This is a genomic window from Anaeromyxobacter sp. SG66, assembly GCF_022690805.1.
In the GTDB taxonomy this organism is placed as follows: domain Bacteria; phylum Myxococcota; class Myxococcia; order Myxococcales; family Anaeromyxobacteraceae; genus Anaeromyxobacter; species Anaeromyxobacter soli.
The window spans coordinates 125,465-144,120 of sequence record NZ_JALCZC010000001.1 but is presented as its reverse complement, the minus strand read 5'-3'; the positions used below and the strand labels follow the sequence as shown (position 1 = coordinate 144,120).

General features: G+C 66.6%; 24 protein-coding genes. 7 read left to right on the top strand and 17 right to left on the bottom strand.

The window, feature by feature from the left end:
• Nucleotides 1–84: 84 nt before the first annotated feature.
• The 5 genes from MNZ39_RS25080 to MNZ39_RS00630 all read right to left on the bottom strand — a co-directional run bounded on the left by MNZ39_RS25080 (nucleotide 85) and on the right by MNZ39_RS00630 (nucleotide 2,335).
• Nucleotides 85–363 (bottom strand): helix-turn-helix domain-containing protein, encoded by a 279-nt coding sequence (locus MNZ39_RS25080; RefSeq protein ID WP_242333174.1) that lies wholly within the window; start codon nucleotides 361–363, stop codon nucleotides 85–87.
• 127 nt (nucleotides 364–490) lie between these two features.
• On the bottom strand, nucleotides 491–1,057 hold the full coding sequence (locus MNZ39_RS00645; RefSeq protein WP_242333101.1) for a site-specific integrase: 567 nt from the start codon (nucleotides 1,055–1,057) through the stop codon (nucleotides 491–493).
• 102 nt (nucleotides 1,058–1,159) lie between these two features.
• Nucleotides 1,160–1,447 (bottom strand): N-terminal phage integrase SAM-like domain-containing protein, encoded by a 288-nt coding sequence (locus MNZ39_RS24760; RefSeq protein ID WP_242333099.1) that lies wholly within the window; start codon nucleotides 1,445–1,447, stop codon nucleotides 1,160–1,162.
• Nucleotides 1,448–1,641: 194 nt separating this feature from the next.
• Nucleotides 1,642–1,887, bottom strand: a complete 246-nt coding sequence (locus MNZ39_RS25075) for a helix-turn-helix domain-containing protein (RefSeq protein WP_242333097.1) — start codon at nucleotides 1,885–1,887, stop codon at nucleotides 1,642–1,644.
• Between the two features lie 181 nt (nucleotides 1,888–2,068).
• On the bottom strand, nucleotides 2,069–2,335 hold the full coding sequence (locus MNZ39_RS00630) for a phage Gp37/Gp68 family protein (RefSeq protein WP_242333095.1): 267 nt from the start codon (nucleotides 2,333–2,335) through the stop codon (nucleotides 2,069–2,071).
• A 28-nt stretch (nucleotides 2,336–2,363) separates the two neighbouring features.
• Here MNZ39_RS00630 and MNZ39_RS00625 point away from each other — a divergent pair.
• Nucleotides 2,364–3,523 (top strand): IS3 family transposase gene (locus MNZ39_RS00625; protein WP_242333172.1). Its coding sequence is split into 2 segments (ribosomal slippage): nucleotides 2,364–2,622 and nucleotides 2,622–3,523, totalling 1,161 coding nucleotides; the frame shifts between segments, so codons are not numbered across the junction.
• Nucleotides 3,524–3,787: 264 nt separating this feature from the next.
• Here the strand turns inward: MNZ39_RS00625 and MNZ39_RS00620 are convergent.
• From MNZ39_RS00620 to MNZ39_RS00605, 5 genes are all read right to left on the bottom strand, one after another.
• Nucleotides 3,788–4,525, bottom strand: coding sequence for a site-specific DNA-methyltransferase (locus tag MNZ39_RS00620; RefSeq protein WP_242333093.1), 738 nt, complete (start codon nucleotides 4,523–4,525; stop codon nucleotides 3,788–3,790).
• A gap of 764 nt (nucleotides 4,526–5,289) precedes the next feature.
• Nucleotides 5,290–5,571, bottom strand: a complete 282-nt coding sequence (locus tag MNZ39_RS25070; RefSeq protein WP_374202545.1) for a tyrosine-type recombinase/integrase — start codon at nucleotides 5,569–5,571, stop codon at nucleotides 5,290–5,292.
• A 571-nt stretch (nucleotides 5,572–6,142) separates the two neighbouring features.
• On the bottom strand, nucleotides 6,143–6,811 hold the full coding sequence (locus tag MNZ39_RS00615) for a hypothetical protein (protein ID WP_242333091.1): 669 nt from the start codon (nucleotides 6,809–6,811) through the stop codon (nucleotides 6,143–6,145).
• A 7-nt stretch (nucleotides 6,812–6,818) separates the two neighbouring features.
• Nucleotides 6,819–7,391 (bottom strand): hypothetical protein, encoded by a 573-nt coding sequence (locus tag MNZ39_RS00610; RefSeq protein ID WP_242333089.1) that lies wholly within the window; start codon nucleotides 7,389–7,391, stop codon nucleotides 6,819–6,821.
• Complete coding sequence (locus MNZ39_RS00605; RefSeq protein WP_242333087.1) at nucleotides 7,388–8,257, bottom strand: exonuclease domain-containing protein; 870 nt, start codon at nucleotides 8,255–8,257, stop codon at nucleotides 7,388–7,390. The genes MNZ39_RS00610 and MNZ39_RS00605 overlap by 4 nt, the downstream gene beginning before the upstream one ends.
• A 149-nt stretch (nucleotides 8,258–8,406) precedes the next feature.
• On the opposite strand from MNZ39_RS00605, the gene MNZ39_RS00600 reads away from it, so the two are divergent.
• From MNZ39_RS00600 to MNZ39_RS00590, 3 genes are all read left to right on the top strand, one after another.
• Nucleotides 8,407–8,940 (top strand): HNH endonuclease, encoded by a 534-nt coding sequence (locus tag MNZ39_RS00600; protein WP_242333085.1) that lies wholly within the window; start codon nucleotides 8,407–8,409, stop codon nucleotides 8,938–8,940.
• Between the two features lie 135 nt (nucleotides 8,941–9,075).
• Nucleotides 9,076–9,297 carry a hypothetical protein gene (locus MNZ39_RS00595; RefSeq protein ID WP_242333083.1) on the top strand — a complete coding sequence of 74 codons (222 nt, stop codon included), beginning with the start codon at nucleotides 9,076–9,078 and terminating at the stop codon, nucleotides 9,295–9,297.
• Nucleotides 9,290–11,797, top strand: a complete 2,508-nt coding sequence (locus MNZ39_RS00590; protein ID WP_242333081.1) for an ATP-binding protein — start codon at nucleotides 9,290–9,292, stop codon at nucleotides 11,795–11,797. Before MNZ39_RS00595 ends, MNZ39_RS00590 begins: the two co-directional genes overlap by 8 nt.
• A 240-nt stretch (nucleotides 11,798–12,037) precedes the next feature.
• On the opposite strand, the gene MNZ39_RS24155 is transcribed toward MNZ39_RS00590, so the two are convergent.
• The 5 genes from MNZ39_RS24155 to MNZ39_RS00575 all read right to left on the bottom strand — a co-directional run bounded on the left by MNZ39_RS24155 (nucleotide 12,038) and on the right by MNZ39_RS00575 (nucleotide 14,540).
• Nucleotides 12,038–12,169: a hypothetical protein gene (locus MNZ39_RS24155; RefSeq protein ID WP_255840654.1), complete on the bottom strand. Its 132-nt coding sequence runs from the start codon at nucleotides 12,167–12,169 to the stop codon at nucleotides 12,038–12,040.
• Nucleotides 12,170–12,460: 291 nt separating this feature from the next.
• Complete coding sequence (locus tag MNZ39_RS24150) at nucleotides 12,461–12,586, bottom strand: hypothetical protein (RefSeq protein ID WP_255840653.1); 126 nt, start codon at nucleotides 12,584–12,586, stop codon at nucleotides 12,461–12,463.
• A gap of 80 nt (nucleotides 12,587–12,666) precedes the next feature.
• Nucleotides 12,667–12,987: a cupin domain-containing protein gene (locus MNZ39_RS00585; RefSeq protein ID WP_308197183.1), complete on the bottom strand. Its 321-nt coding sequence runs from the start codon at nucleotides 12,985–12,987 to the stop codon at nucleotides 12,667–12,669.
• Nucleotides 12,988–12,990: 3 nt separating this feature from the next.
• Nucleotides 12,991–13,557 (bottom strand): dihydrofolate reductase family protein, encoded by a 567-nt coding sequence (locus MNZ39_RS00580; RefSeq protein ID WP_242333077.1) that lies wholly within the window; start codon nucleotides 13,555–13,557, stop codon nucleotides 12,991–12,993.
• A gap of 77 nt (nucleotides 13,558–13,634) precedes the next feature.
• Entirely contained in the window at nucleotides 13,635–14,540 is a 906-nt protein-coding gene (locus MNZ39_RS00575) for a LysR family transcriptional regulator (RefSeq protein ID WP_242333075.1), read from the bottom strand.
• 210 nt (nucleotides 14,541–14,750) lie between these two features.
• Between MNZ39_RS00575 and MNZ39_RS00570 the strand changes: the two genes are divergently transcribed.
• Genes MNZ39_RS00570 through MNZ39_RS00560 form a run of 3 tightly spaced genes read left to right on the top strand, consistent with a single transcriptional unit; the run spans nucleotide 14,751 to nucleotide 17,593 of the window.
• Nucleotides 14,751–15,638, top strand: a complete 888-nt coding sequence (locus MNZ39_RS00570; protein WP_242333073.1) for an aldo/keto reductase — start codon at nucleotides 14,751–14,753, stop codon at nucleotides 15,636–15,638.
• A gap of 33 nt (nucleotides 15,639–15,671) precedes the next feature.
• A complete protein-coding gene (locus MNZ39_RS00565) occupies nucleotides 15,672–16,433 on the top strand; it encodes an SDR family oxidoreductase (protein WP_242333071.1) in 762 nt (253 codons plus the stop codon).
• 44 nt (nucleotides 16,434–16,477) lie between these two features.
• Entirely contained in the window at nucleotides 16,478–17,593 is a 1,116-nt protein-coding gene (locus MNZ39_RS00560; protein ID WP_374202544.1) for an aldo/keto reductase, read from the top strand.
• A 19-nt stretch (nucleotides 17,594–17,612) separates the two neighbouring features.
• On the opposite strand, the gene MNZ39_RS00555 is transcribed toward MNZ39_RS00560, so the two are convergent.
• Nucleotides 17,613–18,128 (bottom strand): SRPBCC domain-containing protein, encoded by a 516-nt coding sequence (locus MNZ39_RS00555; RefSeq protein WP_242333067.1) that lies wholly within the window; start codon nucleotides 18,126–18,128, stop codon nucleotides 17,613–17,615.
• Nucleotides 18,125–18,469 (bottom strand): helix-turn-helix transcriptional regulator, encoded by a 345-nt coding sequence (locus MNZ39_RS00550; RefSeq protein ID WP_242333065.1) that lies wholly within the window; start codon nucleotides 18,467–18,469, stop codon nucleotides 18,125–18,127. The genes MNZ39_RS00555 and MNZ39_RS00550 overlap by 4 nt, the downstream gene beginning before the upstream one ends.
• Between the last annotated feature and the right edge of the window lie 187 nt (nucleotides 18,470–18,656).

Genomic DNA, 18,656 nt, shown 5'->3' with positions numbered 1-18,656 from the left:
GGCCCGCTCCGCGATGGCGGGCACGGAATGCGACTCCTCGCGGTCAACAACGCAGCGGGCGCGGTGCGACGCCCCGCGTGCGTGCTACTTCCCGCCTCCACGTAGACCGCCCACGTCCACGCGAATGGCCCCCGACGAGACCCTCACGGCCGGGATCCGGCCCTCGGCCACCAGTCGGTACACGGTTGCTCTGCTGACGCGGAGTCGGTCAGCGACTTCGCGAATGGTCAAGAACCGGGACGTACCGAGAGTACGCCGTGCCTGAAACGTGACTGAGGCGCCCGGTCCAGGTCGGCGGGGCCGGTCTGTATCGGATCGCTCGCTGGAGCCGTCCCCAATGATTTCGGGCACATCGGTCGCCATCGGACCGGAGCCGACCGTATCGGATCCCGGCGTTGAGCCTTCGGGACCAAGGGGTCGCAGGTTCGAATCCTGTCTCCCCGACTCATGGAACCCTGTGGATCCTTCGGGAACCACAGGGTTTCTTCTTTCAGGCCCCTCCCTTCGACCCCTCCTGCTCCACGTCTGCTCCACGGCGGGACGTCACCTCCGGCTCTGAGCCCTCCGCCTTCAGGTCCTCGCGCCGATCCAGCAGCGAGATGGCCTCGGACTTCGCCGCCGGCGACAGGTGCATGTAGCGCTGCGTCGTCGAGATCTGCTCGTGGCCGGCGAGCTCCTGGATGGCCTTCGTGGAAGCGCCAGCCATCGCCAGTCGAGAGCAGAACGTGTGGCGCAGGATGTGGATCCCGCCGGTGACCTTGAGCCCGGCGAGCCGCTGCGCGCGGCACATCCACTTCGCGAGCAGCACCTGGCTCACCTTCGGGAAGCCGTCGTCGCGCCAGAGCACCCGGTCGCCACGCATGTGACGGTTCCTGGTGAGCGCTGCCTTGAGGCGCTCCGTGAGCATCACCTTCCGCTCGCGTCCGCTCTTCGGGACGGTCAGGTGACCCTCCCACTCGGAGCGGCGCACGACGAGGTACCCGCGCTTCACGTCCACGTCCGACTGCTCCAGCGCGATGATCTCGCCGCAACGGAGACCGGCGTCTCCTCCGAGCAAGCACGAACAGCTCGATGCGGGGGTCGAGCTTCCGCGCCGCCTCAACGAGCCGCTCGTACTCGTGCGGCTCGTAGAACTTCGGTTCGAGGATGCGGGGGACCTTCAGCAGCTTGATGTGCACGGCATCCGCTCGATGACGTCCCACTCCAGGGCGCTCTTCAGCATCGTGTTGAGGCAGACGAGCGCGTTGTTCGTCGTCTTCGGGCTGAGGTGCAGCAGGTCCGACTTCAGCTTCTGCACGTCGGAGTCGTTCACCTGGTCGAGCTTCTTCTTGCCGATGCGCGGCGAGAGGTAGTGCTCGATGATCCGCTTCTTCTGGATAATGGTGCTCGGCTTCTGCCGGTTCGCCTCGGCGTACTCCACGATGTACCGAGGTCCGAACTCGTCCACTGACGGGACCTCTCGCTTCTTCGGACGGCCATGAAGTGCGAGCTGGTGTTCCCGCTGCTCGCCCCAACGCCGGGCGGCGCTCTTCGAGCTCACGGGAGCGTCGACACGCTCCCGGAGTCTTCTTCCATCTGGTGTGCGGACGAGGACGTCCACTTCCCAGCCCCTTCCACTTCTGCTCTTCCGTACTCTGACGCTCATCGCCGAGATCCTTCCGGCGAAGGCGTTCCACTCTTCTCCGAAAGCCACTGTACCAACGCTTCCTGACGGAAGAGCAGGCGACGACCCACGCGGTGGATGCCTGGGATCTGACCGCGTTCGACGAGGCCGTAGACGGCCTTCGGCGTGGTCCTCAGGACCTCGGCGACCTCAGCGACGGTGAGGAGCTTCGGGAGAGAGCACGACTCGACGCTACGCAACTTCGGTAACGGAACTGTGGCCACAGGGACGCACTCGGGTTGTGTGAACGGCCCCACGCCGCCGACGGGCAGCGCCGTGCTCGTGTTGGAGCATCGACCTCGCGGGTGGCGCCAGCGCGCCAAGGGTCGAGCGCCGTTCTGTCAGCGGGAGCCGCTCAGGCGGCTTGGCCTGCCCTGCAGACCTGGAGTTCGTCGCGTCGTTCCCTCAGCTACCTGCGATGTAGATCTTCTTCGCGAGCGCCATCAGGTCCTTCCTCTCGCGTGCGGACGGGAGCGCGCCGAGCTCGCGGCGCGGGAGTTGGCGGTAGAAGGCGCCGTCCAAGTCCTTCGGGAGTGCGTGCGGCCGCTTGCCCGCGCGCTGCTTGAACCAAAACGCCACGCTTCCGGCAGCGCACTGGTCTCGGGTGCTGCGCGCCTGGGCTTGATCCGGTTTTTCGGACACCGAGCGAAAGGCGGATACGGTGTCCCGCATGAACCAACAGTCGAAGCCGGCGAAGGCGATATCACGTCGCCCGCGTAGGTCGTTCACGGACGAGTTCAAGGCAGGGGCGGTGCGCCTCGTCCTCGACGAGGGGAAGACGATCTCGGCGGTGGCGCGCGACCTCGACATCCACTCCTCGGTCGTCGGGAGCTGGGTCGAGCGGGCGCGAGCCGACCGGTCGAAGGGGAAGACCGGCCTCACCACCGCAGAGCGGGAGGAGCTCGCGAAGCTGCGCAAGCAGGTCCGCGAGCTCACGATGGAGCGCGACATCCTAAAAGAAGCCGCGGCCTACTTCGCGAAGCACCAGCGGTGAAGTTCGCCTTCATCGCCGCCAAGATGGCCGAGTTCCCGATTACGGTGCTGTGCAAGATCCTGGAAGTCTCGAGGGCGGGGTTCTACGCCTCCGTCGGTCGTGCGCCGCCGCCGCGCGCGGTAGAGGACGCGAAGCTCGCGGTTCTCGTCCGTGAAGCACATGAGAGGAGCCGGAGGACCTACGGCAGCCCGCGCGTGCAGGCCGAGCTCGCCGACACGCACGACGTTCATGTGAGCCGCAAGCGCATCATCCGGCTCATGCAGCAGCAGGGCTTGAAAGGGCGCGTCCGGAAGCGCTTCAAGTGCACGACGAACAGCGACCACGACCAGCCGGTCGCGGCGAACCTCCTCGACCGCAACTTCGAGGCGGACCGGCCGAACCAGAAGTGGGTCGGCGACACTACCGAGCTCGTCACGGGAAACGGGAAGCTCTTCCTCGCTGTCATCCTCGACCTGTTCTCGAAGTGCGTGGTCGGCTGGTCGCTGTCGCCCGTGAACGACCGCCACCTCACGCTCGCGGCGCTGAAACGCGCCATCGTTCAGCGGTGCCCCGGCACGGACCTCCTGCACCACTCCGACCAGGGCAGCACGTACGCGAGCGAGGACTACCAGGACGTGCTCGAGGCGCACGGCATCACCTGCAGCATGAGCAGGAGAGGCGAGGTCCTCGACAACGCGGCGATGGAGAGCTGGAACTCCACGTTCAAGGTGGAATGCGGGGAGCGGTTCGACACGAACGAGATCGCGGAGGCGAAGACGTTCGACTACATCGAGGTGTTCTACAATCGGCAGCGGCGTCACTCGGCCATCGGCATGGTGAGTCCGGCCGAGTTCGAGAGGCGGTATCGGGAGAAGCAGGCAGCTTAGTCAAACTGTCCGCGGAACCGGATCAAGCCCAGCCTCAACGTGCGCCGATTGGGCTCGGCCGTCGCTGACAGCGAGGTTGTGCTTCCCCGCGATACGGCGGAGCGTCGGGAGCGACAACGCCCTCAACGCCGTTCGGCGACGGCTTGTGGAGACCTCCGGCATGGCCACGCGATCCTACCCTAGGAGGGGCACGGACGGAGTCGAACTGACCTCGCCCAAGCGCTTGATCTGACTCACGAAGGGCGAGCGACTCTGACGTGAGGCTCAGGTCGTACGAGTAGGCGCTGCTGAACGTCGGCCCGGAGCGGTCTGCCACTCCTCGACGTTCACGCCTACCTCGCTGAAGCGCTTCGATGCGACGTTCGCCGCCTCTACGCAGATGTCGCTTCCGGCGAAGTTCCGTCCGGCGCGGACTGCTGCGATGCCCACCGAACCGGACCCCATGAACGGGTCGACAACGAGTTCACCAGGTGCCGTGCTCTGGCGCACCAGGACGTCGCTGACCTCGACCGGCTTCTCGGTCGGGTAGCCGTTGTAGATACGTGCGCACTCGATGATGTCCGACACGCCGAGGTCATTCAGCTTCCGCTTGCCCTTCTCGAAGAACAGGATGAACTCGTAGCGCGAGCGGTAGTGGTAGCCCATCCCGATCCGCTTCTTGTCCCATACCAGCGGCTTCCAGAATTTGAATCCCACATCCTCTCCCACGGTGCTCGCGATGCGCATCGTCTCGGGATCGCAGAACAGGTAGAGGTGCGAGTGCTTCCGCAGTACGCGGTACATCTCGCGGAAGAGCTCCGGGAATCTGGCGTTGGGGAAGATCTTGAACCAGTCGTTGCTGGACGCCTTGCTGTGCTTCAGTCGCGTCGTCGTGCCGATGGCACGGTGCTTCTCCAGCGACTCGTACGCCGGGTCGGTGATGATCAGGTCGACGGAGTCGGCCTTCATCGTGCGGAGCCACTCCACGGCGTCGAGGCGGGCAACGGTAGCTGCGAGTTTCATTCGTTCGCCCGAGCGGCTACTGATCTACGGCGTCACAGAGTGTCCGGCCAGTGACGCTCCCACGCTCTCGGCATTCCAGGCAGTAGCTCTGCACACCGTCCGGTGTGCTGTCGTTGCTCCGCGCGTCGGTCGTACCGAACGCGCGAGGATGGTCGTAGAAGATGTGCTGCTCACTCCCGGGCTCAGCTGAGCAGTTCGGGCACGACTTCAGACGCCCATCCGCAGAGTAGTAGCTTCGGTTCAGCGGCTTGCCGCAGTGCGAGCAGGGTCGTGACCGTCCAGTGCCGACGCTTGCGCCCACCCGGCGGGTTTTGCCGGGTGCCGCCCTCGGCGTCGGTGCGACCAGCGGGCTAGCGGGGTCGACATCACCCGTGGGCACTTCTACGCAGGACTTCTGCACGTACGACGACAGCAAGGTCTTCTTCTCGCTGGCCTCCGTGACGACATAGACCTTTCCCTGCTCGATTCCGGTGACCTTGCACAGACCGAATGACGGATGTCTCAGGAAACTCCCGTTCGTGATCGCCATCGTCACCCCTGAAGAACTCGTCTTCGCTACTGGGACCCCCGAGAGTACCAGACCCCTGCAACCGTTCTGGGGAGCACGTTCGTGCTCCACGACTGCTCCACGACGGAGGGGGATTCGCGAGGATCGTCGGGACAGAGAGGGATGGCAGCGGAATGGCTGAAGCGGGCGTGCTCACAAGCGAATCCGGAGAAAGTGGAACGCCTTCGCCTGGTTAGCCCAACCCACTTCTAGCCGTTCAAATCCTGTCTCCCCGACTCAGAAGGCCGCGACTTCGTACGGGAAACCGGCGGGTCGCGGCCTTCGTCGTTTGCGGCGCGGAGCGCGGGTAGAAGCCGGGTAGAACGCGGCCCCCGGGGCACGCCGCGCACCGGCACGATCTGCTCGACGGCGCTCCGGAGGTCGTCGGCCACGAGGTGCCCGTACCCCGGTGCCGCATGATGCGCTGGACGTGGGGGAGCGGGACGCCGGAGCGGAGCAGCAGCGTCGCGGTCGTGTGCCGGAGATCGTGGAAGCGCATCGGACGGGGGAGAGCCTTTGGCCAAAAGCGCATCCCGCACGCGGGGCAGCGCCGCTCCTCGGCGTCCAGGTGCCGTTCCGCATGAGCGCTCCCGCGCCCTTTGCATCGACGGCAGACGTGCTCGTACCCGATGACGATCCCGGCCCGCGCGAGCGCGTGGCGCAGGACCTTCTGCGGGTTGGCCTCGGGCGAACGCATGGAGCTGTCCGGGGCGGGGAACACGAGCTCGCAGCGTGAGGCTTCCAGCGCGGCGAGCAGGTGCGGCCGGAGCGGGGTCGCGATCGGGATCACGTCCGCGTGGCCGCCCTTGGTGGTCGTCCGGTCGTCGGAGCGAGCGACCGTGATCACGTTCGCGGCGAGGTCCACGTCCGAGCGGCGCAGGCCGCGCTCCATGGACGACGCCGCGGCAGCGAAGGTGAAGAAGATGCGCACGGCAGGCGCGAGCTGGGCGAGGGTCGCGAGTGCGCTCGGGTGTACGGTCGCGTCCGCCCGTCGGGCCGCTGCCCGTTAGACGTGCGCGTCGCGTCGGCTGCATAGGCCCCCCTCGATTCTGGCCGAACGTCTCGCGGGCTTAACGCCCGAGGAGTAGTCGGCGATACTGCTCGTACAACTGGTCGAGCGCCACAACCCACGGGCGCGGCTGAGACGTGCTGCGCGCGAACACGGGTGCGTTGGACCGGTATCGCCGGAAGAACCGCTGGACCGCGGCGTCGGAGTTCATCCTTAACTCCCAGTAGCCCCTCGGCGTGAGGACCGACACCCCGCGCGCAGCCGCACGCTCGCCCATTCGCGCATCGAGAGTGACCAACGGAAGTCCATTCTCAAACGCGAAGTCCGTCAGGTGGCGGTCCGCCGCGTTTGCGCGGACGTTCACATCGTTGGGATGCACGACGTGCCACCGCGACAAGACATGCGGATAGACGAAGTACGAGAACGCCTTCAGATGCTGCTCTTCGAACCCGCCGCTCTCGGGCGGGACCAGTTCAGCCAGGACGTCAGCTCCCTCGCGCAGCCCATAGGTAGTCGACGAGTTCTCGTGGAAGCAGATCGCGAGGAGCGCCGCATCCCGAAGTCGCTCGACGCGCATCTCGCGCCTCTCCTCGGGGGCCCGGAGGAGGTCGTGGATGGAGACGATGTCGATGTAGACGTTCGTATCCAGGACCGCGGCGAATTCGATGCTCGTCGGCGGGGGCTTCAGGACGGTCGAGGGTGACTGGCCCCGCGTGTTCTCGGGTGCCATGTGGCGTCTATGCCGACCGCGGGCGCGGTTCTGCGACCCGAGATTCCGCTGTGTCTTCGCGCGTCTTCCAGTGCCAGTCCTCCCACCCAGCCCATCCCGAGGTCGCGTAGGCCTCGTCCGGGTGGAGCGGTAGGCCGAGCGCGAGCGGCGCAGCGTCCGCGCGCCGTCCCTCAACGTATTCCCGCCAGATTGCGGGCAACTTGGGACCGAGCCTCGAGCGCGGGGTCTTGTCATCGATGTGCTGCGCGTACAACTGAAGCCAGCGCGCAAGCGCCCGGGCGTCCGAGAACGTCCACTCTTCGGAGCGTTGCCTGAACCACGCGGCTCGCTGCTCTTCGTCGTGGTCGCGGTCCGGTTGGTCGAACACGATCTTTGTTTCGGGGTCGACGAAGGACATCATGTAGAGGTCGCGGCCGCGCCAGGTGTGAAGGCTCAGCGCGGCCCGGAACCACGAGCGGCGCACCACTACGCTCGCGACATCCGTGAGGTACGGGCGGGGTGGCTGGTTGATGACGTCGTTGCTCGCGTCCTGCCACCCGACGAATAGTGCAACACCGGGCTCCGGGCTCACCTTCTTCATGCGGGCACCTCCTCGCCGACGTACTGTTCGACGAGCCGGACGAAGTCGCTCTCCGTCAGCAGCTCGATGGGCTGGCCATCGGCGATGAGCTGTTCCGCCCTGACCATCTTGCTCGTCTTCTCGCCACCGCGGGCATCCCGGTCACCGACCACGATCATCGTGGTCTTCTTCGTCACCCCGGGCGCGACCTCGCAGCCGATGCGTGCGGCCATCTCGGCGGCCTCGCGACGCGCGATGCTGAGCGCGCCGGTGAAGACGACCACCTCACCGAACAGGGGCCCGTCCACAGCACCGGCTAGCGTCACTTGCGAGCTGGTGCTTCCGCAGTGCTGCAATCGCTCGACCCACCCAGCCGCGTCGAGGCGCGAGTCTGCCACCGCCGCCAGGAACACCATCGCGGCAGCCTTCGCATCCTCCAGCGCGTCGTGGGCGCGGTAGACGTAGCCGATGCGCTCGGCAAGCGAGCTAAGCCCGAACCCGCTGCGCGCAACATCACTCCAGGTTCGGCGAGCCACGCGAGCGGAGTCGAGCCAAGTGCAGGGGGGCGACTCGATCGCGGCCTTCTCGTACGCTCGCGTGACCGCGACTCGGTCGAAGGTCGTGTGGCTGACAACGATGCGCCCAGAGAGGAGATTAGTGAGCTCTGGCCCAATCTGTTGGAACGTTGGCGCATCTCGGACGGCGTCCTCGTCGATGCCGTGGATGTCGACGTTGAACGAGTCGAAGTCGTCGAGAGGGTTCACGAGCGAAACCCACTCGTGCGCGAGGCGGCTGCCCTCGAACACCACAGCCCCGACCTGGCAGATCGATGCTCTATCAGCGTTCGCGGTCTCGACATCCAGCGCGACAAACACGTCAGCGGACACGGCCACTCCCGGGGAAGGCGGATGACGCCCCCCAACTACGCGGAACTACGCCCACGCCGGACAGGTACGACTTGACTACGCTACCCGGGCGGGCTGACACGCCGAGCGATTGCTGGAGGCAGTAGACTTCCGTTCTCGGAGGACGCGCCTTGTCCCGTTCGAAGGAGTGCTACCGCTGTCGCCGCGAACGTCCGGTCTCCGACTTCATCGAGAAGAAGAACGGGATGACGTACGGGATGTGCTCCCCGTGCCTGTCCGATATCCTGACGGCTCCGCGGGAGGGGAAGAAGATCCGGCTGCCCCACACCGCGACGGAGCGCATCTGCTACCTGTGTAAGCGAACCCTGCCGAACGGCGCGTTCACGCGCCGAAGCAACGGGACGTACTTCTCTGCGTGCAAGGACTGCAACAAGAATGTCTTTGCGCACCGCAGGCGCGCTCGCATGGCAGAAGCAGAGGGGAGTTTCACGACGGCCGAGTGGGAGGCGCTTCGAAAACAGTACGACCGGTGCCCCGACTGCGGGCGCCGATGGAAGGACATCCCGGTACTTCCCCGCAAGACGAGCCCGATTACGCGGGACCACGTCATTCCGATCTCCAAGGGCGGGCGGAACGACATCACGAATCTTCGGCCCGTCTGCTACTCGTGCAACTCGAAGAAGGGCGACAGGCCAGCGGCGTAGCGGCGCTGCTGTGCGGTCCTCCCGTGTATTGGTCCCGCACCGCGGTCAACGCTGTGTCGTACCTGTGTGCGAACCTGTAGGGTGGTGGAGCGGCAGGGACTCGGCCCGCCGCGCGGGAACTCGGGGGCGGCAACCATGAGCAAGCAGGGCGACAAGTCAGGCGGCGCCGAACAAGGCCACGAACGCGCACGGGACGTATCTGCGGAAGTGTTCACGGCGTTCCTTCACGCGCTGGACTGCGAAAAGGTGGAGGCGGCCGTCGTCCAGCGGCTTCGGCAGGCGCTCATAGAGAAGAAGACCTTCTCCGAGCGGGCGTTGAAAGCCGCAGTGTTCGGGGAGGGCCCCGCGCATGATTAGGCTGGAGTCCGTTCGGATCGAAGAGTTACGGGGCATCCGCGACCTGCAGCTCAAGTTCAACGGCAACACATTCGCGGTCTGCGGCAATAACGGAACCGGGAAGAGTGGCGTCGTTGACGCCCTCGAGTTCGCACTGACGGGCAGAATCTCGCGACTGGAGGGGGAGGGTAGTGGAAGCGTCTCGTTGCGAGAGCACGGGCCGCATGTCGATGCTCGCGAGGCGCCCGAGACCGCAAAAGTGACCCTCGTGGTTACTTACGTCGGCGATGACCCGCCTGCCAAGAAGGCCCTCACGATCACGCGCCATCTGAAGGCGCCGAACAAGCCAGTCATAACTCCGAAGGACGCTGCCGGTATCGCGGCACTGAAGGAGATCGAGGCGCATCCCGAGCTTGTTCTCTCGCGGCGTCAGTTGATTCGGTACGTGCTCACCACCCCGGCAGACAGGAGCAAGCAGGTTCAGGCGTTGCTGCGCCTCGATCACTTGGAACAAGTGCGGGCGCACCTCCAAAAGATCGCCAACTCCGCGGGAAAGACGGTGGTTCCACTGGAGGAGCACGTCAACGGGACGGTGGCGAATCTGCTACGCGCGCTCGACATCCCGACGTACAGCAACGAGGCGTTCCTTGAACGGGTGAATGCCCGGCGTGCCCTGCTCGGTCTGAATGTGTTCGCCGAAGTATCGCCAACTCTATTGGTGACGGAGGGCATGGAGTCGGGCGAGGCAGCGCCGCGTCCGGTGATCGAGAAACAGCAGGCACTTCGGGATGCGGCCGCGTTGAAGGAATTCCTTGCCGAGGTCTCGGCGCCCGAATTTCTCGCCGACGTCGGAGCGATAAAGACGGAGATCGATGACCTGGCGCGGGACCCGACAACTGTACAGACCCTGAACAGAGAGGCGTTCTACTCGAATGGTCTCTTGTTTCTTGAACAAGACGTCGCAAAGGAAATCGCGGCTTGTCCGCTCTGCGATACAGGGTGGGACCCCGTGGCGCTTAGGGGGCACTTGAACGAGAAGCTCGAACGTCTTCGTCTGTTCGCGGACCGGCGAAGGAGGATCGAGGCCCGTCTCGGTGCGGTGGCGGCCCGCCTTCGTAGGGGCCGACAGGTTCTCGCCACGGTCGTTGCGCATGCGCGTGCTGCGGGGGCACCAGGCGCCGCGATGAACGAGTACGACCAGTGGCTCGATCGCCAGGGGAGAAGCCTTTCCCAACTCTTCCCCCTGGCCGACTGCTCCGCATCCCTCGCGACCGTCGCTGCGCCGCCCTGCGGTGTGGGCGAGGCGCTTGCGGAAGCCGAAAAGTGTCTCGCCGCGGTTCCGGAGGCGAGTGAACAGGAAAAGGCTCGCGCCCTCCTCATTATCGTTCAGGAGCGCATCGCCGCCGTCACGGACGCTAAGAAGAAGCTGAAGCAGGCGAAGGACCAGGCAGATGTCGCCCGTCGCGTCGTCGATACGTACGCGACAACGTGCGACTCGGTTCTCACCGGTATCTATGGCGAAGTCCGCGAGGAGTTCGAGAGCCTCTACCGTTCGATCCACCACCACGACGAGAACGAGTTCACCGCGGAGCTCACACCCTCGACGGGCGCACTCGACCTGAAGGTGGACTTCTATGGGCGAGGGCATTTCCCGCCAGGCGCGTACCACAGCGAAGGGCATCAGGACGGTATGGGGTTGTGCCTGTACCTTGCCTTAATGCGGCACCTACAAGGGCCGGCGTTCACCTTCGCCGTGTTGGATGACGTACTGATGTCGATCGATGCAGGCCATCGACGAGAGGTCGCGACCGTTCTGAAGAAACGGTTCGCCGGGACGCAGTTCATCCTCACGACCCACGACAAGCACTGGCTTGAGCACATGAAGACGGAGAAGCTGATCGCGAATCGCTCGGCCGTGCATTTCCGGCGGTGGACGGTAGGATCGGGGCCGTCCGTTTGGGTTGATCGGGGGGTCTGGACTGAAGCCGAAGCGTGCCTGAAGAAGGATGACGTGAGGGGTGCGGCGGGAGAGCTGAGGCACTACCTCGAGTATGTCTCGGCGGAGTTGTGCGCTCGCCTGAGGGCCTCCGTCGAATTCAGGCCAGACGGGCAGTACCAGCTCGGCGAACTCCTCCCCGAGGCCATCGTCGAATTCAGAGAGCTTCTGAAGAAGGCGAAGGCCGCCGCGAACTCTCATGGGAAGCGAGAGGATGTGGACAGAATCGGCGCGCAGGAGCAGGCGTTCCAGGCCGTTGCGGATGCCTCACAGGCCGAGATGTGGCCGGTGAACACGGCCATCCACTACAACTCCTGGGAAAGCCTTTCGCCAGGCGAGTTCGGCCGAGTGCTGGATGCATTCAAGGCACTAGTCGCGGCGTTCGCCTGTGCCGGCTGCGGCGAACTGTATCGCGTCATTCCTTCGCATGAGGCGCGGCAGGCACTGACGTGCGACTGTTCCTCCTTGACGCTCGTTCCGAGGCGGAAGGAACAGGTGGGGCCGGCGATACAGTCAGTCCACTGACATGTTCGCAGGGAGTCAGAGTGCGACGGCTCGGCAGATGGTCCGTTGGTAAACTCCGCGTTCATCGACAAGGATAGGGGACGTCCGAAGGCGCCCCGCCCGAGAGTACCCGCTCCGCGAAACCTGAAGGCGGGCCGTGCCCAGCCTCTGCGGGGGCGTCGGCGCGTCGCCGCGCACATGGCGGCGCCGGAAGCGAGCGCTACCGAGTTCCTCTACGGCGTGATCGAGCGCGGAACGGCCTTACGAAGCGCCGGCGCACTGCACGCCGTGCATGATGCGGAGGAGGTAGGTGCCCGCCGGGAATGTCACGTCGGACGCGCCCGACTGCCGCGCGGTCCAAGCCTGCCGGTACTCCTGCAGGAACGTCTTCAAGCGGAGGATCCCCTCGATCCGCCTCCACTTGTCACGGGCGGCGAGCCGCGGACTGAGCGCGAAGCGCGGCTCGCCGGGGGGCGGACGCGAGAAGGGGTTCTGGGTAGGACGCGCGCAGCTCCGAGAAACCGGCGTTTCTCTAACGCGAGCTCCCGCTGGTGCTTCTCCTCGAGGGCGCTGAGGGCCTCCGACACGAGCGCCCGGAAGTGCTCCGCCGATTCGAAACCGGGAGGGACGGTCAGCTCGAGCTCCGCGACGTCGGGCATGTAGCTCTTCGGGTCGAAGAAGACTTTACGGCCTTCGCGCGGAGAGCGTCGTGCCCGCGAGCTGCTCGGGCGCGGTCCAGAGGCCGGGCCACTCAGCGCCGCGGCGGACGAGGCCGGCGGCGACCGGGTTCGCGAGCACGTACGCGATCATGATTCTCGGCGCTGCAGGCCCCCGCAACCATCCGGAGCTCCGGTCACCTTGGCGGCGACCGGAGCTTCGCGTTTCGTGAGTCAGTACGGCGTCCCGTCCTTGTGCGTGAACCGCCGCTTCCCGTCGGGTCCGGTGACGAGCGCGAGGTCGTCGTTCGGCCAGACCACCTGGTCGCCCGTGGCGCGGTCCCCGACCTCGAGGAACACGGCCTCGCGGCCGGTGCGGTTCTCGACGTGGTGGGCCGTTCCGCCTGCCGGGAAGCCCGCGCACATGCCCGGGGAGAGCGTCACCTCGCCCGCGTCGGTGACGAGGGTCGGGTGCCCGTCGAGCACGTAGACGAACTCGTCCTGCACGGAGTGCCGGTGGTGGAGGGCGGAGCGGTCTGCACCGGAGTCCGGGATCCGCTACTGCGCGTAGTGGAGGTGCACGACGCCGCCCATCCGGCGCTCGCCCACGAGCGTGAGGGTTCGTCGGAGGTCTGGCGGGAGCCAGGGGTTCCCGCCTCCGAGAATGATCGGACTGACGAAGGCGTGAAGCTCGTCGACGAGATCGGCGTTCAGCATCGAGGCGGCGAGGTGCGGTCCGCCCACCGTGAGCGTCTGGTCGCGCTTCAGGTGGCGGATCGCGTCGGCGTCGAAGGAGGGCAGGATGCGCGTTCGTTGCGTTGTCGCGGTGGCTAGCGTCGTCGAGATCACGAGCTTGTCGGCCCCGCGCCACACGTTCGCGAAGTCGCGCTCGAGATCGCCCAGGCCGGGCACGAACGACGGTGCATCGGGCGTCAGGTGCGCCGTCTCCCACGCCGCCATGACTTCGTACATCTTGCGGCCGTACACGTACGTGCCGGCGCCTCGCACGAGCTCGAGGATCGTCGAGAACACCTCGGGTGTCGGGACGGTGAAGCCGATGTTTCCGGCGCGGTCGGCGACGTAGCCATCGAGCGAGATGTTCGCAATGTAGATCAGCTTGCCCATGGTGTCCTCCGTTCGAGATACGCGACGAGACGCTTGAAGCGATCACGGCACCGGCGCCGCGCCGGTGCCCCGCCGCTTCAAGGCGCCTTCGTCGCGAACTCCTTGGCGACCTCGATGAAGAGGCGCAAGGGACCCGAGCGCTGCGCCCGGCTCGGAAAGTAGAGAAAGAACCCGGGGACGATCGGCGCGTACTCCTCGAGCACGCGCACGAGCCGCCCCGTGCGCAGCTCCTCCTTCACGGCGGGCTCGAAGGCGTACGCGAGCCCCAGCCCCTGCTCCACCAGCGCCAGCGTCAACCGGCGGTCGTTCGTCACGACGCTGCCTCGCACCGGCACCCGCCAGTTCCTCCGGCCACGCTCCAGCTCCCACGCGTACAGGGCGCCGCTCGACGGGACGCGGAACGTGAAGCACTCGTGCCGCAGCAGATCCTCGGGGCGCCGCGGTGCGTCCTGACGCTCGAGGTACGAGGGCGCCCCCACCACCACGAAGCGGAAGGCGTCGGTGAGGCGCACCTGCACCATGTCCCGCTCGATGGCCTCGTGCAGGCGCACGCCGGCGTCATAACCCTCCGCGACGATGTCCACAAAGCGGTTCTCGACGACGACCTCGACCTCGACGCGCGGGTGGCGGGCGCGGAAAGCGGCCAGCACGGGCGTGACCACGTACGGAACCGCGACCTCCGGCACGGTCAGCTTCAGACGACCCACTGCCTCCCCCGGCTGCGCCGACACCTCTTGCAGCGAGGCGAGCGCCTGGCCGAGACCCGGCCCCGCGCCTTCCAAGAGGCGCCGTCCCGCATCCGTGAGCGCCACGGTACGCGTGGTTCGGGTGAAGAGCACGACGCGAAGCTGCTCCTCGAGCTGACGAACCGACTGGCTCACGGCCGCCGGTGAGACGCCGAGCTCGCGCGCCGCCGCGCTGAAGCTCTTCCGCCGGGCCGCCACGAGGAAGGTCTGGAGCTGCGGGAGAAGTGTCGTCTTCATCGAGAGGCTCGGAGGTGGGGGAGGGGAGCCCGCCCCGCCGCCCCGTAGAGCGTAGCGCGTCAGCGGGGGAGATCTTCAAGCACAGCTTAAAGGCCCATTGCGGACCCGGCGCCTACTGCGCGGCTCGCGAGGCCGCTAGTTTCCTTCCGACCGGTGCGGAGGGGTGCCGAACCGGCCACAGACGGAATCCCACCCGAAGGAAGTTCGACCATGACCGCGAAGAGCCCCTCCATCACCCTCAACAACGGCGTCGCGATGCCGGCGCTCGGGCTCGGCGTGTTCCAGAGCCCGCCGGCCGAGACCGCGGGAGCCGTGAAGGCCGCCCTCGCGACCGGGTTCCGGCTCATCGACACCGCCGCCGCGTACGCCAACGAGCGCGAGGTCGGCGAGGGCCTCCGTCGCTCCGGGCTTCCCCGCGACCAGGTGTTCATGGAGACGAAGGTCTGGATCAGCGACTACGGCTACGACGCCACGCTGCACGCGTTCGACAAGAGCGCCCGCAAGCTCGGCGTGGAGCAGATCGACCTGCTGCTCCTCCATCAGCCGCTGCCGTCGGCGTTCGACCGCACCCTCGAAGCGTACCGGGCGCTCGAGAAGCTCCTCGCGGACGGCAGGGTCCGCGCGATCGGCGTGAGCAACTTCATGCCCGACCACCTCGAGCGGCTGTTGAGCTCCGCGTCCGTCGTGCCCGCCGTGAACCAGATCGAGGTGCATCCGTACTTTCAGCAGACGGCGCTCCAGCGCGTACACGCGGAGCACGGCATCGCGACGCAGGCCTGGTCGCCGATCGGCGGCATCACCGCCTACCGAGGCCTCGAGAAGACGTCGTTCGCGGACCCGACGCTGCTCGAGATCGCGCGCCAGCATGGCAAGTCGGCCGCCCAGGTGATGCTGCGATGGCATCTGCAGCAGGGCCGTTCGGCGATCCCGAAGTCGGTGAAACCCGCCCGCATCGCCGAGAACTTCGCCGTCTTCGACTTCGAGCTCACCCGGGAGCAGCTCGCCGCCATCGACGCGCTCGACACCGGCGTCCGCGGCGGACCGGAGCCCGACACCATCACGCTCGAGAGCTACGGCAGGCCGATCCCCGAGGCGTGAGCCCACCGCGACCTCAGCGACAGGAGCGTGAACATGAATGAACAAGTGAACGGCACCAACATCTCGGGCAAGGTCGTCGTCATCACCGGCGCCAGCAGCGGCATGGGCGAGGCGACCGCCCGTCATCTCGCCGAGCGGGGCGCGATCGTCGTGCTCGGCGCTCGTCGCGTGGACCGCCTGAATGCGCTGGTGGGGGAGATCACCAAGGGCGGCAGCAAGGCGCTCGCCCTCGCCACCGACGTCACCGACGCCGCGCAGGTGCAGCGCCTGATCGACGCGGCCGTGGAGCGGTTCGGCCGCATCGACGTGATGCTCAACAACGCGGGGCTGATGCCGCATTCGCCTCTCGAGCGCCGCAAGATCGCCGACTGGGACCGGACCATCGACGTCAACGTGAAGGGCGTCCTCTACGGCATCGCCGCCGCGCTGCCGCACATGCAGCGGCAGAAGAGCGGCCACTTCATCAACGTCTCGTCCGTCGCCGGCCACAAGGTCCGTCCGGCGGGAGTGGTCTACTCCGCGACCAAGGCCGCCGTGCGCGTGATCTCGGAGGGGCTGCGGCAGGAGGTGAAGCCCTGGAACATCCGCACGACGATCATCTCGCCGGGCGCAGTCGCGACGGAGCTGCCGCAGAGCATCACGGAGCCGGACATCGCGAAGGGCATAGCGCAGTTCTACGAGGAGTACGCGATCCCGCCGTCCTCGTTCGCCCGCGCCGTCGCGTTCGCGATCGAGCAGCCCGAGGACGTCGACATCAACGAGATCCTCTTCCGCCCGACGCGGCAGGAGCTGTGATGACCGCCTCGGATCGCAAGAACGGCCTCGGACGTCGCTCCTTCCTGCTTTCGGCGGGAGCGCTCGCCGCGACGCCTCTCCTCGGTGGTGCCGCCACACAAGCTCCTGCGAAGCAGGCGGCGCAGAGCAGGACTCCCGCACCGAACGCGACTGGACGGCGAAGGCTGGGCGCGCTGGAGGTCTCGAGCGTCGGACTCGGCGTCCAGAATATGAGCCGCACCTACCAGACGACGATCCCGACCCGACGCGAAATGTTGAACATCATCCGGACCGCGTTCGACCGGGGCGTCACGTTCTTCGATGCGGCCGAGGCGTACGGCCCTCACGAGGTCGAGCGCATCCTCGGCGAGGGCGTCGCGCCGTTCCGAGACAAGGTCGTGATCACCTCCAAGTTCGGCTGGAACATCGACCTCCAGACGGGAGAGCGGCGGCCCGGGCTCAACAGCAAGCCCGAGCACATCAAGCTCGCTGTCGAAGGGATGCTGAAGCGCCTCCGGACCGACCGGATCGACCTCCTGTACCAGCACCGGGTCGATCCCGAGGTGCCGATCGAGGACGTCGCCGGGGCGGTGAAGGACCTGAGGCAGCAGGGCAAGGTCCTGCACTGGGGCCTCTCGGAGATGGGGCTCGAGACGCTACGCCGAGCGCACGCGACGCTGCCGGTCACCGCCGTCCAGAACGAGTACTCGATGCTCTGGCGCGGACCCGAGAAGGAAGTCATTCCCACGTGCGAGGAGCTTGGAATCGGCTTCGTGCCGTGGAGCCCCCTCGGCGTCGGGTTCCTCACGGGAGCGATCGACGCGAACACGCGTTTCGCTCAGGGTGATATTCGCGGCGTCGAGTCGCGCTTTTCTCCAGAGAACCTCCTGCAGAATCTGGCGCTGGTCGAGCTGCTCGAGCGCTGGGCTGAGCGGAAGCGTGCCACGCCCGCACAGATCGCGCTCGCCTGGGTGATGGCGCAGAAGCCCTGGATCGTGCCGATCCCCGGGACGACGCAGATGCCGCACATGCTCGAGAACATCGGCGCCGCTGACGTGCGGCTCACGTCGAGCGAGCTCGCCGAGCTGAATGGAGCGGTGTCGGCGGTCCAGATCCGCGGCGCACGGCTCCCGGATCAGGTGCTGGTCTTCTCGGGGGTGGAGGCGCCTCTTAAGAAGTGAGTAGGAAGGCCAGGCGCCGTCAGCTGAGCGACGAGCTCCGGCGCGCCGCCAGCGCCGCGGGGACCTTCGTGAGCTGGCTCTCGAAGCCCTGAGCGGACATGCGAGTCCACTGCTCGTCCCGGTGCGGCTCGATCTCGACCACCATGCGAACGCGTGCGCCTTCCGGAACGAGCTCCACCACCATGTCGTTGTCGTACGGCTCGACGCCGGGGATGAAGTCGATCCGATGGCGGAGCTTGAGCCGGCGCTTCGGCTCGAGCTCGACGAAGGTGCCGTGCGTCCCGTGGCGGACCGCCCAGCCTTCCTTCTGCATGTACGCGATCTCCTCGGCGCGGGTCGCGATCATGTCGTAGTCGAGCCTGCCGCCGACGCGTGGCTCGATCCTCGACACCTCGACCCGGAACCCCTCGGGACCCCACCACGACTCGAAGCCGTCCTTCGTGGTCCAGAGGTCCCAGAGGTCGTCTACCGGGCCGTCGTAGGTGCGTTCGAACCGGACCGGCTGAGGGTTCGGTGCTGCGCTCTCGTTCTTCATCTCGCCTTCTCCTTGGAGTGGGTGGCGCGAGCCGCGCGCCGTTTCCGCAGCGCCTCGCCGAAGCGGTCCAGCCGCCTGTCCCAGAGGCTCCGGTAGCCCTCCAGCCAGGCATCCAGCTCCTGAAACGGCTCCGGACGTAGCGAGTAGAGCCGGCGAGGCCCATCCGCACGGACCTGGACGAACCGCGCCTCCAGGAGGATCCGGAGGTGCCGCGACACGCCGGATTGATGGATGTCCAGCTTCCCGACCACGTCGTTGACCTGCTGCTCCCCGACGCTCAGCGCCTCGACGATGCGTCGCCGGGTGGGATCCGCGAGGGCCTGAAACGCGTCGAGGTGCATGTCCGTGCATATGCATGAACACGCATATGGCATGGGCCAAGGCCCCTTCCCCGTGCGGGTGCAGGAACACCATGGAGCGCGCGGCTGGAGCCAAGAACGGCCGCGGAAATGGTCGGCGGTTCGCGCGGCGGTACTGTCGGTCCGGGACTCCCACAACGCGAAGAACCCCTGAGATTTTTCTTGCGTG

Excerpts from the sequence above, each read along its gene's own strand:
- MNZ39_RS00595 (WP_242333083.1), top strand. The coding sequence starts at position 9,076 with ATGAGCAAGCAGGGCGACAAGTCAGGCGGCGCCGAACAAGGCCACGAA.
- MNZ39_RS00620 (WP_242333093.1), bottom strand. The coding sequence starts at position 4,525 with ATGAAACTCGCAGCTACCGTTGCCCGCCTCGACGCCGTGGAGTGGCTC.
- MNZ39_RS00615 (WP_242333091.1), bottom strand. The coding sequence starts at position 6,811 with ATGGCACCCGAGAACACGCGGGGCCAGTCACCCTCGACCGTCCTGAAG.
- MNZ39_RS25070 (WP_374202545.1), bottom strand. The coding sequence starts at position 5,571 with ATGCGCTTCCACGATCTCCGGCACACGACCGCGACGCTGCTGCTCCGC.
- MNZ39_RS00630 (WP_242333095.1), bottom strand. The coding sequence starts at position 2,335 with ATGCGGGACACCGTATCCGCCTTTCGCTCGGTGTCCGAAAAACCGGAT.
- MNZ39_RS24150 (WP_255840653.1), bottom strand. The coding sequence starts at position 12,586 with ATGATCGCGTACGTGCTCGCGAACCCGGTCGCCGCCGGCCTCGTCCGC.
- MNZ39_RS00555 (WP_242333067.1), bottom strand. The coding sequence starts at position 18,128 with ATGAAGAACGAGAGCGCAGCACCGAACCCTCAGCCGGTCCGGTTCGAA.
- MNZ39_RS00550 (WP_242333065.1), bottom strand. The coding sequence starts at position 18,469 with ATGCACCTCGACGCGTTTCAGGCCCTCGCGGATCCCACCCGGCGACGC.
- MNZ39_RS00580 (WP_242333077.1), bottom strand. The coding sequence starts at position 13,557 with ATGGGCAAGCTGATCTACATTGCGAACATCTCGCTCGATGGCTACGTC.
- MNZ39_RS00575 (WP_242333075.1), bottom strand. The coding sequence starts at position 14,540 with ATGAAGACGACACTTCTCCCGCAGCTCCAGACCTTCCTCGTGGCGGCC.
- MNZ39_RS00570 (WP_242333073.1), top strand. The coding sequence starts at position 14,751 with ATGACCGCGAAGAGCCCCTCCATCACCCTCAACAACGGCGTCGCGATG.
- MNZ39_RS00610 (WP_242333089.1), bottom strand. The coding sequence starts at position 7,391 with ATGAAGAAGGTGAGCCCGGAGCCCGGTGTTGCACTATTCGTCGGGTGG.
- MNZ39_RS25080 (WP_242333174.1), bottom strand. The coding sequence starts at position 363 with ATGGCGACCGATGTGCCCGAAATCATTGGGGACGGCTCCAGCGAGCGA.
- MNZ39_RS00565 (WP_242333071.1), top strand. The coding sequence starts at position 15,672 with ATGAATGAACAAGTGAACGGCACCAACATCTCGGGCAAGGTCGTCGTC.
- MNZ39_RS00590 (WP_242333081.1), top strand. The coding sequence starts at position 9,290 with ATGATTAGGCTGGAGTCCGTTCGGATCGAAGAGTTACGGGGCATCCGC.